Below are 13,052 nucleotides of genomic sequence, written 5' to 3'. Positions count from 1 at the left end.
CAGCGATTTTGCCCATTTACGCATAAGCCTCCTTGGCGTCAACCACGGCTTCTTTCGAAAAATCAGTTTTGTAGGACAAATAGCATTGACGTCGATGACAAGGCGATATTAGCTAAGTGTCGGAGGAGCTTGCGCCGAGCCACCGGGTTGCCGGAAGGAATCGGTGAGGGTTTGTCGGTCAGGGATTTGGTAACCAGCGATATCTGTCGGTGCCGGTCTGAGACTGAATATGAAAATGCTTATCGACCTGGCTTGGCGACACGAGTGCGACGTCCTCTGTCATCTTGCTCCGGGTCGGTCTGTGTGTGGCGGGCACGCCGTGTCCGTTTGTTTCAAAGGGAGGACTGACATGAGGAAATCACTATTGCTCGCTGCCGCCGCCGTCATGGCGTTGGGTGCCGGGCCGGCTATGGCCAAGAAACAGCTCGTCATCGTGGTGAAGGGTCTCGACAATCCATTCTTCGAGGCGATCCACCAGGGTTGCGAGAAATGGAACAAGGAAAACGCCAGCTCGGAATATGAGTGCTTCTACACCGGACCGGCGTCGACCTCGGATGAGGCCGGTGAAGCCCAGATCGTCCAGGACATGCTGAGCAAGCCCGACACGGTGGCGATGGCGATTTCGCCGTCGAACGCGCCATTGATCGCGCAGACGATCAAAAGCGCCAATCCGTCGATCCCGATCATGACCCTCGACGCCGACCTCAGCAAGGAAGACGCGGCGCTGCGCAAGACCTATCTCGGCACCGACAATTACCTGATGGGTCACAAGATCGGCGAATACATCAAGAAGGCCAAGCCGAATGGCGGCAAGATCTGCACCATCGAAGGCAATCCGGCCGCCGACAACATCCTGCGCCGCGCGCAGGGCATGCGTGACGCGCTGTCGGGCAAGGACGGCCTCGCGGCGCTGGCGGGCGAAGGCGGCTGGACGGAAGTTGCCGGCTGCCCGGTGTTCACCAATGACGACGGCGCCAAGGGCGTGCAGGCGATGACCGACATTCTCGCCGCCAATCCCGATCTCGACGCCTTCGGCATCATGGGCGGCTGGCCGCTGTTCGGCGCTCCGCAGCCCTACCGCGACCTGTTCAAGCCGATGGCCGACAAGATCGCCAGCAACGCCTTCGTTATCGGCGCCGCCGACACGATCGGCGACGAGGTGGCGATTGCCCGTGACGGGCTGGTGACCGCGCTGGTTGGCCAGCGGCCGTTCGAGATGGGCTACAAGGCGCCGTCGGTGATGATCGACCTGGTCGACGGCAAGCCGGTCGCCGATCCGGTGTTCACCGGCCTCGACGAATGCACCAAGGACACCGTCGACACCTGCATCCAGAAGTAGGTCGGCAATTTCGGGGCGCCCGTCGGGCGCCCCGTTCGCACTGTCCATACAAACGCACGAGGCGACGCTGCTTTGGAGCGTAGGCCGCTGCTTTGCCATGCCCTGAGTTAAGGTCTTTCGGCAAAGGTGAATAGCAGCTGCCGGGGAATACGAATGCCGGACGCGACATCAAAAAAGCGACCCGCCAAGTTGAAGGCAGAGGCTGAGCGGCCGGCCGTCGTTCGGCGTGCCGACGCAGCACACTTTCCCGGCTCGAGCGTGCACGCCTCGCTGGCCAACGAGATCGGGCTGAGGATTGTGCGCGGCGACTATCCGCCTGGAACCATCCTGCCCAACGAAGCCAAATGGTCCGAGACCTTCGACGTCAGCCGCTCGGCGGTGCGCGAAGCCATAAAAATGCTGATGGCGAAGAGCCTATTGGCGTCACGCCCGAAGATCGGCAGCTGGGTCGAGCCGAAGGAGCGCTGGAACCTGCTCGATCGCGACGTGCTGGCCTGGTATGCGACCTCGCCGGACCGGGAGGTGTTCCTCAGGACCGTGCAGGAATTCCGCCACATCATCGAGCCGGAGGCCAGCGCTTTTGCCGCCATGCGGCGCACCGACGAGCAGATGGCCGAGATCAGCCAGGCCTGCCGCGAGATGGGCGAGGCGACCAACCTGCAGGAGCGGACGCGCGCCGACACGCGGTTTCACCTCGCCATCCTGCGCGCCTCGGGCAACGATCTGCTGGTGCCGCTCGGCGTGCTGATTGAATCGGCGCTCGACCATTTGTTCCAGTTCGTCACCCGCGAGACCAGCGATCAGCGGCGGGCGCAGGCACTGCACGAGGCGATCGAGAAGAACATCCACCTGCAGCGGCCCGCCGCAGCCCGCGCCGCGGTGCACAGACTGCTCGCCAATACCGACGACGTTATCGGCCGGTCGCGGCGGTGATTTATGCGCCAGGGCTGGCGTTACTCCGAACGATTGCAAAACTAGCATTCCTTCGCGCCCCTCCCTGTCCTGCCGGACATCTCCCCCACGAGGGGGGAGATTGGATGCCATTTCGGCTTTCGCTGATCATCAACGCTAGGCAATGAGGGCGGCGACCTCGGGTGGGAAAGGAATTCGGACTTTTTTGCCGTCGCAGCTATTTTGTTCTTGCTTTGTGCCGGCAGCTATGCTACTAATTTTGGTATGGTGCTAATTGGCTCCAACGACCCGCCTCCCGAGGCGGGTTTTTTGTTTCTGGCTTCTTTCGATCGGAAGTGCGCGTGCTTTGGTGCACAGACTTCTCGCCAATACCGACGACGTTATCGGCCGGTTTCGGCGCTGATTCGATCGTTTCTCGGCCAACTGCGTATAAGGCGGGTCAACCAGCAACGAAGGTCGATCATTCCCGTCAGTCGCAAATCGCAAATTTAGGAGATTAGCCGAAACCCTCCCTTCGTCATCCCTGGGCGGAGCAAGGAGCGAAGCGACGCGGCGCAGACCCTGGGATCCATGCCGTTACCTTGCGGCAGTGCTCCAGCAGACCAGAACCAAACGCTGCCACCCGGTCCTGCGAAAAAGCTCGAAGCACTCTGGGACTGGTCGTCTCGATCAATTCGGTCTTCCATTGGCGGAGCCAGCGCTTCCGCAGCTTCTGGCTCGCGGTCATGGTGGAAGGGCGACGAGCGCAATGGCGGATACAAGCGCCGTTCTGAGCCGCTGCATTCTTCGGCTGATGTCACGGCATGGATCCCAGGGTCTGCGCGACGTCGCTTCGCTCCTGCTCCGCCCTGGGATGACGAAGGTGTGGTGTCATATGCTAATCGCCAGCGTTGGAGATTGGCGGATGTAGCTGGTCGGCAGCGAACGTTTGCAGTTGCGACACTCCCAGGCGTTAATCCCAACGTTCTCAGATCGTCTGCTTCTTGCCATCCCTGGTCGGCATCAGGTCAACACCGTTGACCTTGCCGATATGCGTGGCCAGCATCGGCACATACTGGTCGGCGGGGCCGGCCGCGAAGGCGCCGGCGAAGGCGTTCTTGGTGGCGTTGCCGAGCGGGTTGGCGATGCCGGCAGCACCCGCCATCGATTCGAGATAGGTGAGGTCCTTGAAGGCATTGGCGATGGTGAATTTGTGCGCGTCGCGGTCGCCTTCCAGCGTCCAGCGCATGAAGGTCTGGTAGAAGCCGCAATCCATGCGGCCGTTGCGGATGACGCTGTCGAAGCGCGGCGGCGAGATGCCGACCTTCTGCGCCAGCGCCAGCGCCTCGGAATAAATCGCGGCGTAGCCGAGCGAAATGAAATTGTTGAGCAGCTTCATGCGATGGCCGTCGCCGGTGTCGCCGATATGGACGATGCGCCCGGCCCAGGTTTCGAGCACCGGCTTCAGCCGGGCAAAGACCGCATCGGGCGCGCCGACCATGGCGTCGAGCGTGCCTTCCCAAGCCTCCTTCGGGGTGCGGCTGAGCGGGGCATCGACATAGTCGACGCCGAGCGCCTTGAGTTCGGCGGCCAGCGCCACCGTCGAAACGGGATCAGAGGTCGAGCAGTCGACGACAACCGATCCCTGCTTCAGGCCTTCCTTGAGGCCGCCTGGGCCGCGGATGATGGCTTCGACCTCGCGCGAGCCGGTGACGCAGATGAAGACGATATCGGATGCCGCCGCGACATCGCGCGAGGTTGCCGCTTCCCTGGCGCCGCGGCCGAGCAGGTCTTCCGCCGGCTTGCGGTTCTTGCGGCCGAGAAACGTCAGCGGATAACCCTTGTCGACGATGTTCTTCGCGATCCCGTGCCCCATCAGGCCAAGCCCGATGAAGCCGATCTTTTCGCTCGCGGCAGTCGTGTTCATGTCGTTTCGTCCTATTTGCAGTGATGGATGACGGCGCTGCAGCTTGCCGGCGAATTGTTGAAGCGGGTTTTTGCCGCATGCCATGGCAGGCGATTGCAGAGTTCGATATTGTCTGACAATACACATGAATTCCAGGGAGAGCAAAATGACGAAGCGGATCATGTTCACCGGCGGCAGCGGCAAGGCCGGGCGCCACGTCGTGCAGTATCTGGTCGAGCAGGGCTGCCAGGTGCTCAACATCGACACCAAGCCGCTCGACAATCCCAAGGTGCGCACGCTGATCACCGACATCACCGACAGCGGGCAGGTGTTCAATGCGCTGTCGAGCTATATGGGCCTGCATGAATTCGACCCGTCGCTGCGCTCGCAGCCGGTCGATGCCGTGGTGCATTTCGCGGCGATCCCGCGCATCATGATCACGCCCGACAATGAGGTGTTCCGCATCAACGCGCTCGGCACCTACAACGTCATCGAGGCTGCGGTGAAGCTCGGCATCCGCAAGGTGGTGATCGCCTCCAGCGAAACGACCTACGGGCTGGTCTTCGCCAACGAACCGCGCGATCCCACCCATTTCCCGCTCGACGAGGAGTACGACGTCGATCCGATGGACAGCTACGCGCTGTCCAAGGTCGTCAACGAGAAGACGGCGCGCGCCTTTGCGCTACGCAGCGGCTTCGACATCTACGCCTTGCGCATCGGCAACGTCATCGAGCCGCATGAATATTCGCTGTTTCCGAAATGGTTCGCCGATCCGGGTTTCCGCAAGCGCATCGCCTGGAGCTATATCGACGCGCGCGACCTCGGCCAGATCACGCTGCGCGCCATCGAAAAGGACGGGCTCGGCTATCAGGTGTTCAACGCGGCCAACGACGACACCTCATCCGACCTGCCGACAGCCGAACTGCTGAAGCGGTTTTATCCCGACGTGCCGGTCAAGGCCGAACTTGACGACTACGAGACGCTGCTCTCCAACCGCAAGGCACGCGACATGCTCGGCTTCCGGCCGGAGCACAGCTGGCGGAAATATGTCAAGACGGCCTGACGGAGGCAGCTGACGCGAAACCGGCACTGGGCCAGCCCCGAATTGCTCGTCACGAGCCTAGCACTCACTCGTTTGCCGAGTAGCAATTGAGCTACTTGTCCTTCCAGAATTCGGCCTGGAGTTGCGCCGCTTCATCGGCAAGCAGCGGGCCGACGACTTCGGTCGGACGCTGCCCGGCTTCGAAGACGATCCTGCAGGGCAAGTCGAGTGTGGGGTTCTCGACATGTGCGCCCGTCACCCGCTTGAGGTCGTGTTCGCTCTGCCCAAAGACGACCCGTCCGATGCCCGCCCAATAGATTGTCCCGGAGCACATCGCGCAAGGTTCGGCCGAAGTGTAGAGTGTGCAAGAGGCCAGCTTTTCGAGACTGACATTCATCCCCGCCCACGAGGCCAGCAGCCTTTCGGCATGAGCGGTGCGGTCGCCTCCGCCGGCTTTGTAACCGTTGGGCTGCTCGCGCAACACATTGCCGTCCTTGTCAGCGAGGAGCGAACCAAAGGGATGTTCGCCAGCATCGCGGGCCCTGCGCGCCACTTCGAACGCCTGACGGAGCAGACGCTCATCATAGGGGCGTTGTGGCATCGGCAGACCCTCCGGCTATGCCGTTTGATGATAGTGCCGAACAATCCGTCGACACAAGTCGGCAGGCCAGGCGGCAATGACAAGCATCTCGTAACCCTGCGTCGTTTTTTCCGCAGGGGACTCCACTTTTCGATTCCATTATGATACCGCCTATAGTACTATGGATCGAAAGAAGCTAGATAGACTCTGGAAAGAGTTGGCGGCCGCGCGTAGGTCCGCAAAGAAGGGATCGGACCTTGAGCATCTCGCCTTGATGGCTGAGAGAACCAAGTACTCCGGCAGCAACCACATGATGTGGCAGTCGGCATTCCCGGCGCACAGGCCCTTTCCAATTGGTCGGCACGGGGGGGACCCAGAGGTAGGACAGCGCGCACAGAAAGTGATCTTGGGGCTTCTGGAAGCAGACGCGGTGGCTTGGGAAGAATGGCTCGACGCGCAGGAATTGGACGATACAGAAGAAAATGACGGTGGAAACAATGGTCACGGACATTCTTAGGAAGCCCTACGCTCGAATGGTGATTCCAGATTCAGATGGAACTTTCTCCGCTGAGATTGTGGAGTTTCCGGGCTGCATCGCCTCGGGTGCAACAGCATCGGAAGCGTTGGCAAATCTGGAGGAAGTCGCTGCCGACTGGATCGACGCGGCTTTAAATCAAGGTCAGGAAATTCCGGAACCAATGGAAGCAGCGGGATATAGCGGAAAGCTGGTCCTTCGTATGCCCAAGAGCCTGCATCAGCGGGCAGCGCTGTATGCGGAACGCGAGGGAGTTAGCCTGAATCAGTTTATCGTAACTTGCCTTGCTGAGCATGTTGGAGTCCGCGCTCAATCGATGACTTTGAGCGCGCAATCGCTACAAAATGTCTACGCTCCAATCTTCCTGGGGGCCAACATTGCGGTTTTGAACCAAACTCTTTCCGCGTTCCATCCTCAGGGCCAGACTGCCATGACCTCCGGACCACAACTTATTGTGACGCCAATCAACAAAAGAGTTCCCGTAGATGCCTGAGATAAATCAATACCAGTTCAAGCATAAGGAAGTAGTGGAGGCTCTCGTTAAGCAAGCGGGGTTGCATGAAGGGAAATGGCAGTTGCTCATAACGTTCGGCTTGGCGGGCATGAACATGGGTCCGTCGCCGGCGGACGTGGTCCCGGGCGCGGCAGTGGCCATTACTGGGATAGGTCTTCAGCGAGCGACGCCAGAATCACCGGATTCTCTGGTAGCCGACGCCGCAGAAGTTAATCCCGCTTCCACCTAGAGGCAGCCGCCTTCTTCGCGATCTTCGCGCGGCGTTCTGGCGTCATGTTCTCGGCGCGCTTCTTGCCGCCTTGCGCGCCAAGAGCCTTCGCAGCGGGGTCTTTGCCGTCGTCAATCACGTCGTCGGCTTCCTCGCCAGTCGCGATGCGCATGACGCGGACGGCATACCGATCACGTCGGCGGCGCGCTTCTGGCCTTTAGGTCCGGTTGGCATATTCAATAACGCTTCTTGATTGTGAAGGTGCGGCCTGACCCCTCTACGATTACGCCGTAAGGCGGAGAATGGGTCTGATCCTGTTCGCAGGTTGCGTAACCCTCATTGGTCGCATATTCCATCTGAGGGACGTTCAGCGATACTAACAGCCTAGCTTCGTCGGGGCTGTCGGCTTGAAGCCAGAACCCCATATGGGGTTGCCTATTCACAGGAACGACTAAGAAATGCACGTTGGCCTCCGTATGCTTTCCGCTAAGCATAAGGCGTTCCTGCCTACCGGAGCAAACGAGATGAGGCGCTTTCGCCTAAATCTCGAATTTCAACCAGAGGCACTACCTAACGAAGGCGGGTGAGCCCGAAAACCGGCATTGAGGCCGCACCGAATTGCATGTCATGACACGATGCGATCTGGAGTTGAAGCCCTCGGCAACCCGGAGCGTTCACCCTGACTTGCCATTGGGCCGTTGAGCCAGCCAGATGCTGCCGATGACGAAAACGACGCCGGCGATCTGAGGCAAGGTCAGCGTCTGATCCAGGATTACCCATCCGAGCAGCACGGCGGTCACCGGGCTGAGGAAAAGCAGCGATGACACCACTGCGGATTCCAGTCGCGCAATGCCCCGGAACCAGAGGACATAGGTCAGCGCCGCACCGATCAGCCCGAGCCACGCCAGTCCAAGCAGGTTGGCCGCGGTCGGGAACGGGATGGACGGCTCGAAAAGCAGGACCACCGGAACGAGAAGGAGACCACCGGCAGTCAGTTGCCATGCCGTAAAGGCGAGCAGCGATGCTGGCGGCTGCCACTTGCGGCTCAACACGCTTCCGAAGGCCATTGAGGCCGCCCCGGCGAGGCCGGCGGCAACGCCGGCCGCATCGAGCGTCGCGTTCGGGGTCAGCACCAGCAATGCAACACCGGCGATCCCGACAAGGGCGGCGACGATCGCCAACCGGCGGACAGGGCTGGCAAGCAGGGCAGCAGCGAGGAAAATCACCATCAATGGCTGGACCGACAGCACGGTCGCCGCGACCCCGCCCGGAAGCCGGTAGGCGGCGACAAACAACATGCTCAGGAAGATCGAGATGTTGAGGGCTCCGAGGATGAAACTGCGCAGCCACCATATGCCCGTCGGCAGTTGCCGGACGATCGCCAGCAGCAGCAATCCGGCGGGCAGGGCTCGCAGCATTGCGACCGTCATCGGCGAGAAGTTCGGCAGGAACTGCGTGGTGACGATATAGGTGCTGCCCCATATCGCGGGTGCAATGGCTGTAAGCAGCAGATCGGAACGGTGCGTTTTCATAAGATTTCCAGAACTTCGGCAAGAGGGCGGCGCGGCTTTTGCGGCCAGTTTCCGGGCGCGGCGCGGCCAACCGCGATGAGCATCACCGGCACTTCATTGCGCGCAAGGCCAAACTCGCGGGCCACGCCTTCGGCATCGAAGCCTGCCATCGGACCGGAGACGAGGCCCAGCGCTTCGGCCGCGAAAATCAGCGTTGCGGCGCCGAGCGTTGCCGAGCGCACGGCTTCGTCGCGGGCTGCCCGAGGATCGGCATATTGGGCGCGGGCGCCCTCCTGCCAGCCCGAAGCCATATCCGCCGGCATGAAGCCGGCTTCGACGAAAGGACGCAGCCTTGCATTGAGGGCAGCGTGGTCGGGGAGTACGCCGCAGATGATGAAGGTGACCGCTGCTTCCTGCACCTTGGCCTGGCCATGGGCCACGCTGCGCAATCGCGCCTTTGCTTCGGGCGTCCGCACGGCGATGAAACGCCAATTCTGAAGGTTGTAGGCGCTTGGCGCGCGCGTTGCGAGACGTGCCAGTTCCTCGATCTCGGCATCCGTCAATGTATGCGAGGCATCGAACCGGTTGGCCGACATGCGTCGCTCGATAAGGGAGATTGCGGGGTTGGTCATCATGTCATTCCAAACCTGAGAAAGTCGTTCGGAAAGCAGATAGAGAATTTACCAAGGAGCGATAATATGCAACAATTGCAAGACATTATTTACTGGAAGAGAATGGTGCGATGGATCGCCTGACGGCGTTGCAGGTTTTCCGCCAGGTGGCGGAACTGAACAACTTTGCCGAAGCTGGACGGCGGCTCGGTCTCTCTCCTCCCGCGGTCAGCAAGAACATCGCCGAACTGGAGGCGCATCTGGGGGTGCGGCTCATCAACCGGACAACGCGGCGCATGGCGCTGACCGAAGAGGGCAGGATCTACCTGGAGCATGTCACGCAGGGGCTCGATGCGCTGGCCAGGGCCGACCAGGTGCTCGGCCCGATCAAGACGGCGCCGAGCGGCACGTTGCGGGTCAGCGCGCCGATGACTGTCACGTTGACGCGGCTTTCGGCTGCCATCCCCGCGTTCCTATCGCGCTATCCCGATTTGAAACTCGATCTGCATCTTGACGACAGGCGCGTCGATATCGTGCGGGAGGGATTTGACCTGGCCATTCGCGGCAGCGACAATCTCGAGGATTCCAGCCTGGTCGCGAGAAAGCTTGCGGTCATGCCGCACGTGCTTTGCGCAGCTCCGTCCTATTTCGAGGAGCATGGCCGGCCCAAGACGCCTGCCGATTTGAAGGCGGCCAATTGCATCCGGTTCAGCCTCTCGGGGCATGCGGACATATGGGAATTCCGCAAGGACGGCCGCGTCGAGCGGATCGCTATCGACGGACGATATTCGGTCTCGTCAAGCCTTGCCGTGCGCGATGCGCTGCGCGCCGGCTTCGGCGTCAGCCTGATCCCCTATCCCTATGTCGAGAGCGACCTGAAAGCAGGCCGGCTGCAATCGGCTCTGGATGACTGGGAAAAGGTCGAAACCACGCTCTACGCGGTCTATCCGGCACGGCAGCATCTTGCCCCGAAAATCCGCGTCTTCCTTGATTTCCTGATCGAGGAATTCAATCGGAACAAAGAGAAGCTGTTTGTGCCGCTCCGGCGTGAGCGCTCGGCAAAGCGCGGTGTCGGGGAGGGGACTGAGGCGGAAAACCAAACTGAGATATTGCCGTCGATTTCATCTCCTTGACACGCCTCCAAATCCGGACTTTGTGGAGCTATGCAGGACGCGAAGCCGAACAAGGGAAAGACAGCGGCCGAGGCGTTCGCCGAACGCACGAGCGGTATTCGCCGGGCCGATGCGGCGCGCATACCCGGGTCGAGCGTTCACGCGTCGCTGGCCAACGAAATCGGGCTGAGGATCGTGCGCGGCGATTATCCACCGGGAACCATCCTGCCCAACGAAGCCAAATGGTCCGAGACCTTCGACGTCAGCCGCTCGGCGGTGCGCGAAGCCATAAAAATGCTGATGGCGAAGAGCCTGCTGTCGTCACGTCCCAAAATCGGCAGCTGGGTCGAGCCGAAAGAGCGTTGGAACCTGCTCGATCGCGACGTGCTGGCCTGGTACGCGACCTCGCCGGATCGCGAGGTGTTCCTCAGGACCGTGCAGGAATTCCGCCACATCATCGAGCCGGAGGCCAGCGCCTTTGCCGCGATGCGGCGCACCGACGAGCAGATGGCCGAGATCAGCCAGGCCTGCCGTGAGATGGGCGAGGCGACCAACCTGCAGGAGCGCACGCGCGCCGACACGCGGTTCCACCTCGCCATCCTGCGCGCCTCGGGCAACGATCTGCTGGTGCCGCTCGGCGTGCTGATCGAATCGGCCTTCGATCATCTGTTCGCTTTTACGACGCGGGAACTCGACGATTTGCAGCATGCGCAGAGGCTGCACGAGGCAATCGAGAAGAGCATCCGCCTGCAGCGGCCGGACGCGGCGCGCAATGCGGTGCGCAAGCTGCTTGCCAATACCGACAGCGTCATCAAGTCCAGGTAGCGGCCGTTCGGCTACAGGTTGAGCGCTCAGTCGAAGGGTGCGGTCGCCAGATGCTGCCATGTCAGGCCGAGGAGCAGCTCCTGGTCGCGGGCGGCGTGTTCGGGCGGGTTGACGACGGGGTCGCCATTGACGATGGCCGCCCAGAAGCCACGCATCTCCTCGACGAAGGCTTCTGCGTAGCCGGCGCGCAAATCACGCTTCGACAGTATGTGACCGTCCGAGGTCGTCACCGTCAGCCGGGTCGGATGATGGTTGAGCCAGGGCGAGGGGAATTCGAGCTCGAGGCTGGCATCGTCGAAGAACAGCGTGATCCGCTCCTTGTAGTCGGCAAGCTTGGGCACGGTGAGATGGGTCATGGTCCACAGGGCCTGCCCGTCCAGCAACTTGACGGCGCCCTGGCCGCCGTCGCCATTGGCAAAGATCTGCGCGCCGACGACCTCGCCGTCCGGCACGCCGAGCGCGTCGAGCAGGCCGTGGACGGCGTTGACGTCGTGAATCAAGGCCGAGCTGTAAGCGCCGATAAATCCACGGAAAGCGAGCTTCGTCACAGGGACACCGATGGCGTATTCGACCTGGCGCTTCTGCTTGGCGGCGACAGCGGCGATCAAGTCGTTGGGGATATCGGTGCCGCGCCTGTAGGGCTGGTGGGTGATGAACGGCCAGGCGTCGGGATCGTTCACTTCCACCGAGACCGCGCGCAGCGTGCTTGATGTTCCAGGCAGCGAAGCGAGCGCCAGCCGGTAGCTCGGATCGAAGCGCTTCATATAGCCGACCTGAACGATTTTCCTGGCGGCGTCGCGCGCGGCGATGATCTCGGCGATTTCCGCCAGCGAATAGCAGAGCGGCTTTTCGCAAAAGACATGCAGGCCAACCGCCAGCGCCGCCAGCACCTGTTCGTGATGTAGCGCGTCCGGCGAGCCGATCACCACAGCGTCGAGGCGTTGGTCGAAGAGCTGGTCGATCGTTTCGAAATTGGCAATGCCATGGGTGTCGGTGACGAACTGCCGCGAAATCCTGGAGGGATCGGCGACCCCGACCAGCTCGAACAATTCACCGAGGCGCAGCAGATTGGGAATATGCTCGACCTGCGAGATCATGCCGGCGCCGACGACCCCGACGCGTATCCTGCTCATGCCATCATTCCCCGCAATGTCCTGATGTCAGCTCAAGGCGCCGCAGGCGGCCGGTTGCCGATCTGGGCGAGCAGGCCGGCAATCTCCGCCTCGACCGCCTTCAGATCCTCGCCGCCCGACATGATCGAGATGACCTCGTCGCGCGAGATCTCCGACTTGGCGTAGGTACCGCGATTGCGGCCGCGGTTGAGCAGGGTGAAGGTGTCGCCGACCGGATAGGCATGGTGGATGTTGTGGCTGATGAAAATGACGGCCAGGCCCCGCATGCGCGCTTCGATGATGAATTTCAGCACCATCGCCGCCTGGTGGACGCCGAGTGCGGAGGTCGGCTCGTCGAGGATCAGCACGCGCGCACCAAAATGCACGGCGCGGGCGATCGCCACCGACTGGCGCTCGCCGCCCGACAGCGTGCCGACGGCTTGCGTCGGATCGCGCACGTCGATGCCGATGTCGGCCATCGCCTGCCTGGCGATGGCGTTGGCGCGCTCCTTGTCGATGCGCGAGAAGGGCAGGCTGCTTTTGGTCGGCTCGCGGCCGAGGAAGAAGTTACGGGTGATCGACATCAGCGAGATCATGCCGAGGTCCTGGAACACCGTTGCCACGCCGAGTTCCTGCGCGTCGCGCGGGCTGCGGAAGGTGACCGGCTTGCCGTCGACCAGGATTTCGCCCTTGCTCGGCCGGTAGACGCCGGACAGAACCTTGATCAGCGTCGACTTGCCGGCGCCGTTATCGCCAAGCAGGCAGTGGACCTCGCCCGGATAGACCTTGATGTCGATGTCCTGGAGGGCGCGCACCGAACCGAAATTGACGCTGACGCCGCGCAGTTCCATTGCTGGCGCAGTCAT

The 13,052-nt window shown here is 61.7% G+C and carries 13 protein-coding genes; 6 read left to right on the top strand and 7 right to left on the bottom strand.

Annotated features, from left to right (window positions below):
- Positions 1 to 349 precede the first annotated feature (349 nt).
- Together NKJ35_RS02980 and NKJ35_RS02975 are read left to right on the top strand one after the other, a co-directional pair.
- Positions 350 to 1,339, top strand: a complete 990-nt coding sequence (locus NKJ35_RS02980; RefSeq protein ID WP_023675805.1) for a sugar-binding protein — start codon at positions 350 to 352, stop codon at positions 1,337 to 1,339.
- A 153-nt stretch (positions 1,340 to 1,492) separates the two neighbouring features.
- A complete protein-coding gene (locus NKJ35_RS02975) occupies positions 1,493 to 2,272 on the top strand; it encodes a FadR/GntR family transcriptional regulator (protein WP_352644865.1) in 780 nt (259 codons plus the stop codon).
- A 946-nt stretch (positions 2,273 to 3,218) separates the two neighbouring features.
- Here the strand turns inward: NKJ35_RS02975 and NKJ35_RS02970 are convergent.
- Positions 3,219 to 4,157, bottom strand: coding sequence for an NAD(P)-dependent oxidoreductase (locus tag NKJ35_RS02970; RefSeq protein ID WP_352644863.1), 939 nt, complete (start codon positions 4,155 to 4,157; stop codon positions 3,219 to 3,221).
- A gap of 145 nt (positions 4,158 to 4,302) precedes the next feature.
- Here NKJ35_RS02970 and NKJ35_RS02965 point away from each other — a divergent pair, with 145 nt between their 5' ends.
- Positions 4,303 to 5,199, top strand: coding sequence for an NAD-dependent epimerase/dehydratase family protein (locus NKJ35_RS02965; protein ID WP_352644861.1), 897 nt, complete (start codon positions 4,303 to 4,305; stop codon positions 5,197 to 5,199).
- A gap of 91 nt (positions 5,200 to 5,290) precedes the next feature.
- On the opposite strand, the gene NKJ35_RS02960 is transcribed toward NKJ35_RS02965, so the two are convergent.
- Positions 5,291 to 5,779 (bottom strand): nucleoside deaminase, encoded by a 489-nt coding sequence (locus NKJ35_RS02960; protein WP_352456259.1) that lies wholly within the window; start codon positions 5,777 to 5,779, stop codon positions 5,291 to 5,293.
- 461 nt (positions 5,780 to 6,240) lie between these two features.
- Between NKJ35_RS02960 and NKJ35_RS02955 the strand changes: the two genes are divergently transcribed.
- Positions 6,241 to 6,786, top strand: a complete 546-nt coding sequence (locus tag NKJ35_RS02955) for a type II toxin-antitoxin system HicB family antitoxin (protein ID WP_352644858.1) — start codon at positions 6,241 to 6,243, stop codon at positions 6,784 to 6,786.
- 230 nt (positions 6,787 to 7,016) lie between these two features.
- On the opposite strand, the gene NKJ35_RS02950 is transcribed toward NKJ35_RS02955, so the two are convergent.
- From NKJ35_RS02950 to NKJ35_RS02940, 3 genes are all read right to left on the bottom strand, one after another.
- A complete protein-coding gene (locus NKJ35_RS02950; RefSeq protein WP_352644857.1) occupies positions 7,017 to 7,187 on the bottom strand; it encodes an RNA-binding protein in 171 nt (56 codons plus the stop codon).
- Between the two features lie 502 nt (positions 7,188 to 7,689).
- Positions 7,690 to 8,547: an EamA family transporter gene (locus NKJ35_RS02945; protein WP_352644855.1), complete on the bottom strand. Its 858-nt coding sequence runs from the start codon at positions 8,545 to 8,547 to the stop codon at positions 7,690 to 7,692.
- Complete coding sequence (locus NKJ35_RS02940; RefSeq protein WP_352644853.1) at positions 8,544 to 9,158, bottom strand: nitroreductase family protein; 615 nt, start codon at positions 9,156 to 9,158, stop codon at positions 8,544 to 8,546. The genes NKJ35_RS02945 and NKJ35_RS02940 overlap by 4 nt, the downstream gene beginning before the upstream one ends.
- A gap of 110 nt (positions 9,159 to 9,268) precedes the next feature.
- Here NKJ35_RS02940 and NKJ35_RS02935 point away from each other — a divergent pair, with 110 nt between their 5' ends.
- Together NKJ35_RS02935 and NKJ35_RS02930 are read left to right on the top strand one after the other, a co-directional pair.
- Complete coding sequence (locus NKJ35_RS02935; protein ID WP_352644851.1) at positions 9,269 to 10,270, top strand: LysR family transcriptional regulator; 1,002 nt, start codon at positions 9,269 to 9,271, stop codon at positions 10,268 to 10,270.
- Positions 10,271 to 10,300: 30 nt separating this feature from the next.
- Entirely contained in the window at positions 10,301 to 11,074 is a 774-nt protein-coding gene (locus NKJ35_RS02930; RefSeq protein WP_254819087.1) for a FadR/GntR family transcriptional regulator, read from the top strand.
- A 26-nt stretch (positions 11,075 to 11,100) separates the two neighbouring features.
- On the opposite strand, the gene NKJ35_RS02925 is transcribed toward NKJ35_RS02930, so the two are convergent.
- Both NKJ35_RS02925 and NKJ35_RS02920 read right to left on the bottom strand, forming a co-directional pair.
- A complete protein-coding gene (locus NKJ35_RS02925) occupies positions 11,101 to 12,207 on the bottom strand; it encodes a Gfo/Idh/MocA family protein (RefSeq protein WP_352644849.1) in 1,107 nt (368 codons plus the stop codon).
- A 32-nt stretch (positions 12,208 to 12,239) separates the two neighbouring features.
- On the bottom strand, positions 12,240 to 13,052 hold the full coding sequence (locus NKJ35_RS02920) for an ATP-binding cassette domain-containing protein (protein ID WP_352645042.1): 813 nt from the start codon (positions 13,050 to 13,052) through the stop codon (positions 12,240 to 12,242).

This window comes from Mesorhizobium sp. M0136 (assembly GCF_040322515.1).
GTDB lineage: Bacteria > Pseudomonadota > Alphaproteobacteria > Rhizobiales > Rhizobiaceae > Mesorhizobium.
This window is presented reverse-complemented; position numbering and strand designations above follow the sequence as displayed.

What these genes read in the sequence shown, in the direction of transcription:
- NKJ35_RS02980 (WP_023675805.1), top strand. Translation starts at nt 350, where the DNA reads ATGAGGAAATCACTATTGCTCGCTGCCGCCGCCGTCATGGCGTTGGGT.
- NKJ35_RS02975 (WP_352644865.1), top strand. Translation starts at nt 1,493, where the DNA reads ATGCCGGACGCGACATCAAAAAAGCGACCCGCCAAGTTGAAGGCAGAG.
- NKJ35_RS02970 (WP_352644863.1), bottom strand. Translation starts at nt 4,157, where the DNA reads ATGAACACGACTGCCGCGAGCGAAAAGATCGGCTTCATCGGGCTTGGC.
- NKJ35_RS02965 (WP_352644861.1), top strand. Translation starts at nt 4,303, where the DNA reads ATGACGAAGCGGATCATGTTCACCGGCGGCAGCGGCAAGGCCGGGCGC.
- NKJ35_RS02960 (WP_352456259.1), bottom strand. Translation starts at nt 5,779, where the DNA reads ATGCCACAACGCCCCTATGATGAGCGTCTGCTCCGTCAGGCGTTCGAA.
- NKJ35_RS02955 (WP_352644858.1), top strand. Translation starts at nt 6,241, where the DNA reads ATGACGGTGGAAACAATGGTCACGGACATTCTTAGGAAGCCCTACGCT.
- NKJ35_RS02950 (WP_352644857.1), bottom strand. Translation starts at nt 7,187, where the DNA reads ATGCGCATCGCGACTGGCGAGGAAGCCGACGACGTGATTGACGACGGC.
- NKJ35_RS02945 (WP_352644855.1), bottom strand. Translation starts at nt 8,547, where the DNA reads ATGAAAACGCACCGTTCCGATCTGCTGCTTACAGCCATTGCACCCGCG.
- NKJ35_RS02940 (WP_352644853.1), bottom strand. Translation starts at nt 9,158, where the DNA reads ATGACCAACCCCGCAATCTCCCTTATCGAGCGACGCATGTCGGCCAAC.
- NKJ35_RS02935 (WP_352644851.1), top strand. Translation starts at nt 9,269, where the DNA reads ATGGATCGCCTGACGGCGTTGCAGGTTTTCCGCCAGGTGGCGGAACTG.
- NKJ35_RS02930 (WP_254819087.1), top strand. Translation starts at nt 10,301, where the DNA reads ATGCAGGACGCGAAGCCGAACAAGGGAAAGACAGCGGCCGAGGCGTTC.
- NKJ35_RS02925 (WP_352644849.1), bottom strand. Translation starts at nt 12,207, where the DNA reads ATGAGCAGGATACGCGTCGGGGTCGTCGGCGCCGGCATGATCTCGCAG.
- NKJ35_RS02920 (WP_352645042.1), bottom strand. Translation starts at nt 13,052, where the DNA reads ATGACTGCGCCAGCAATGGAACTGCGCGGCGTCAGCGTCAATTTCGGT.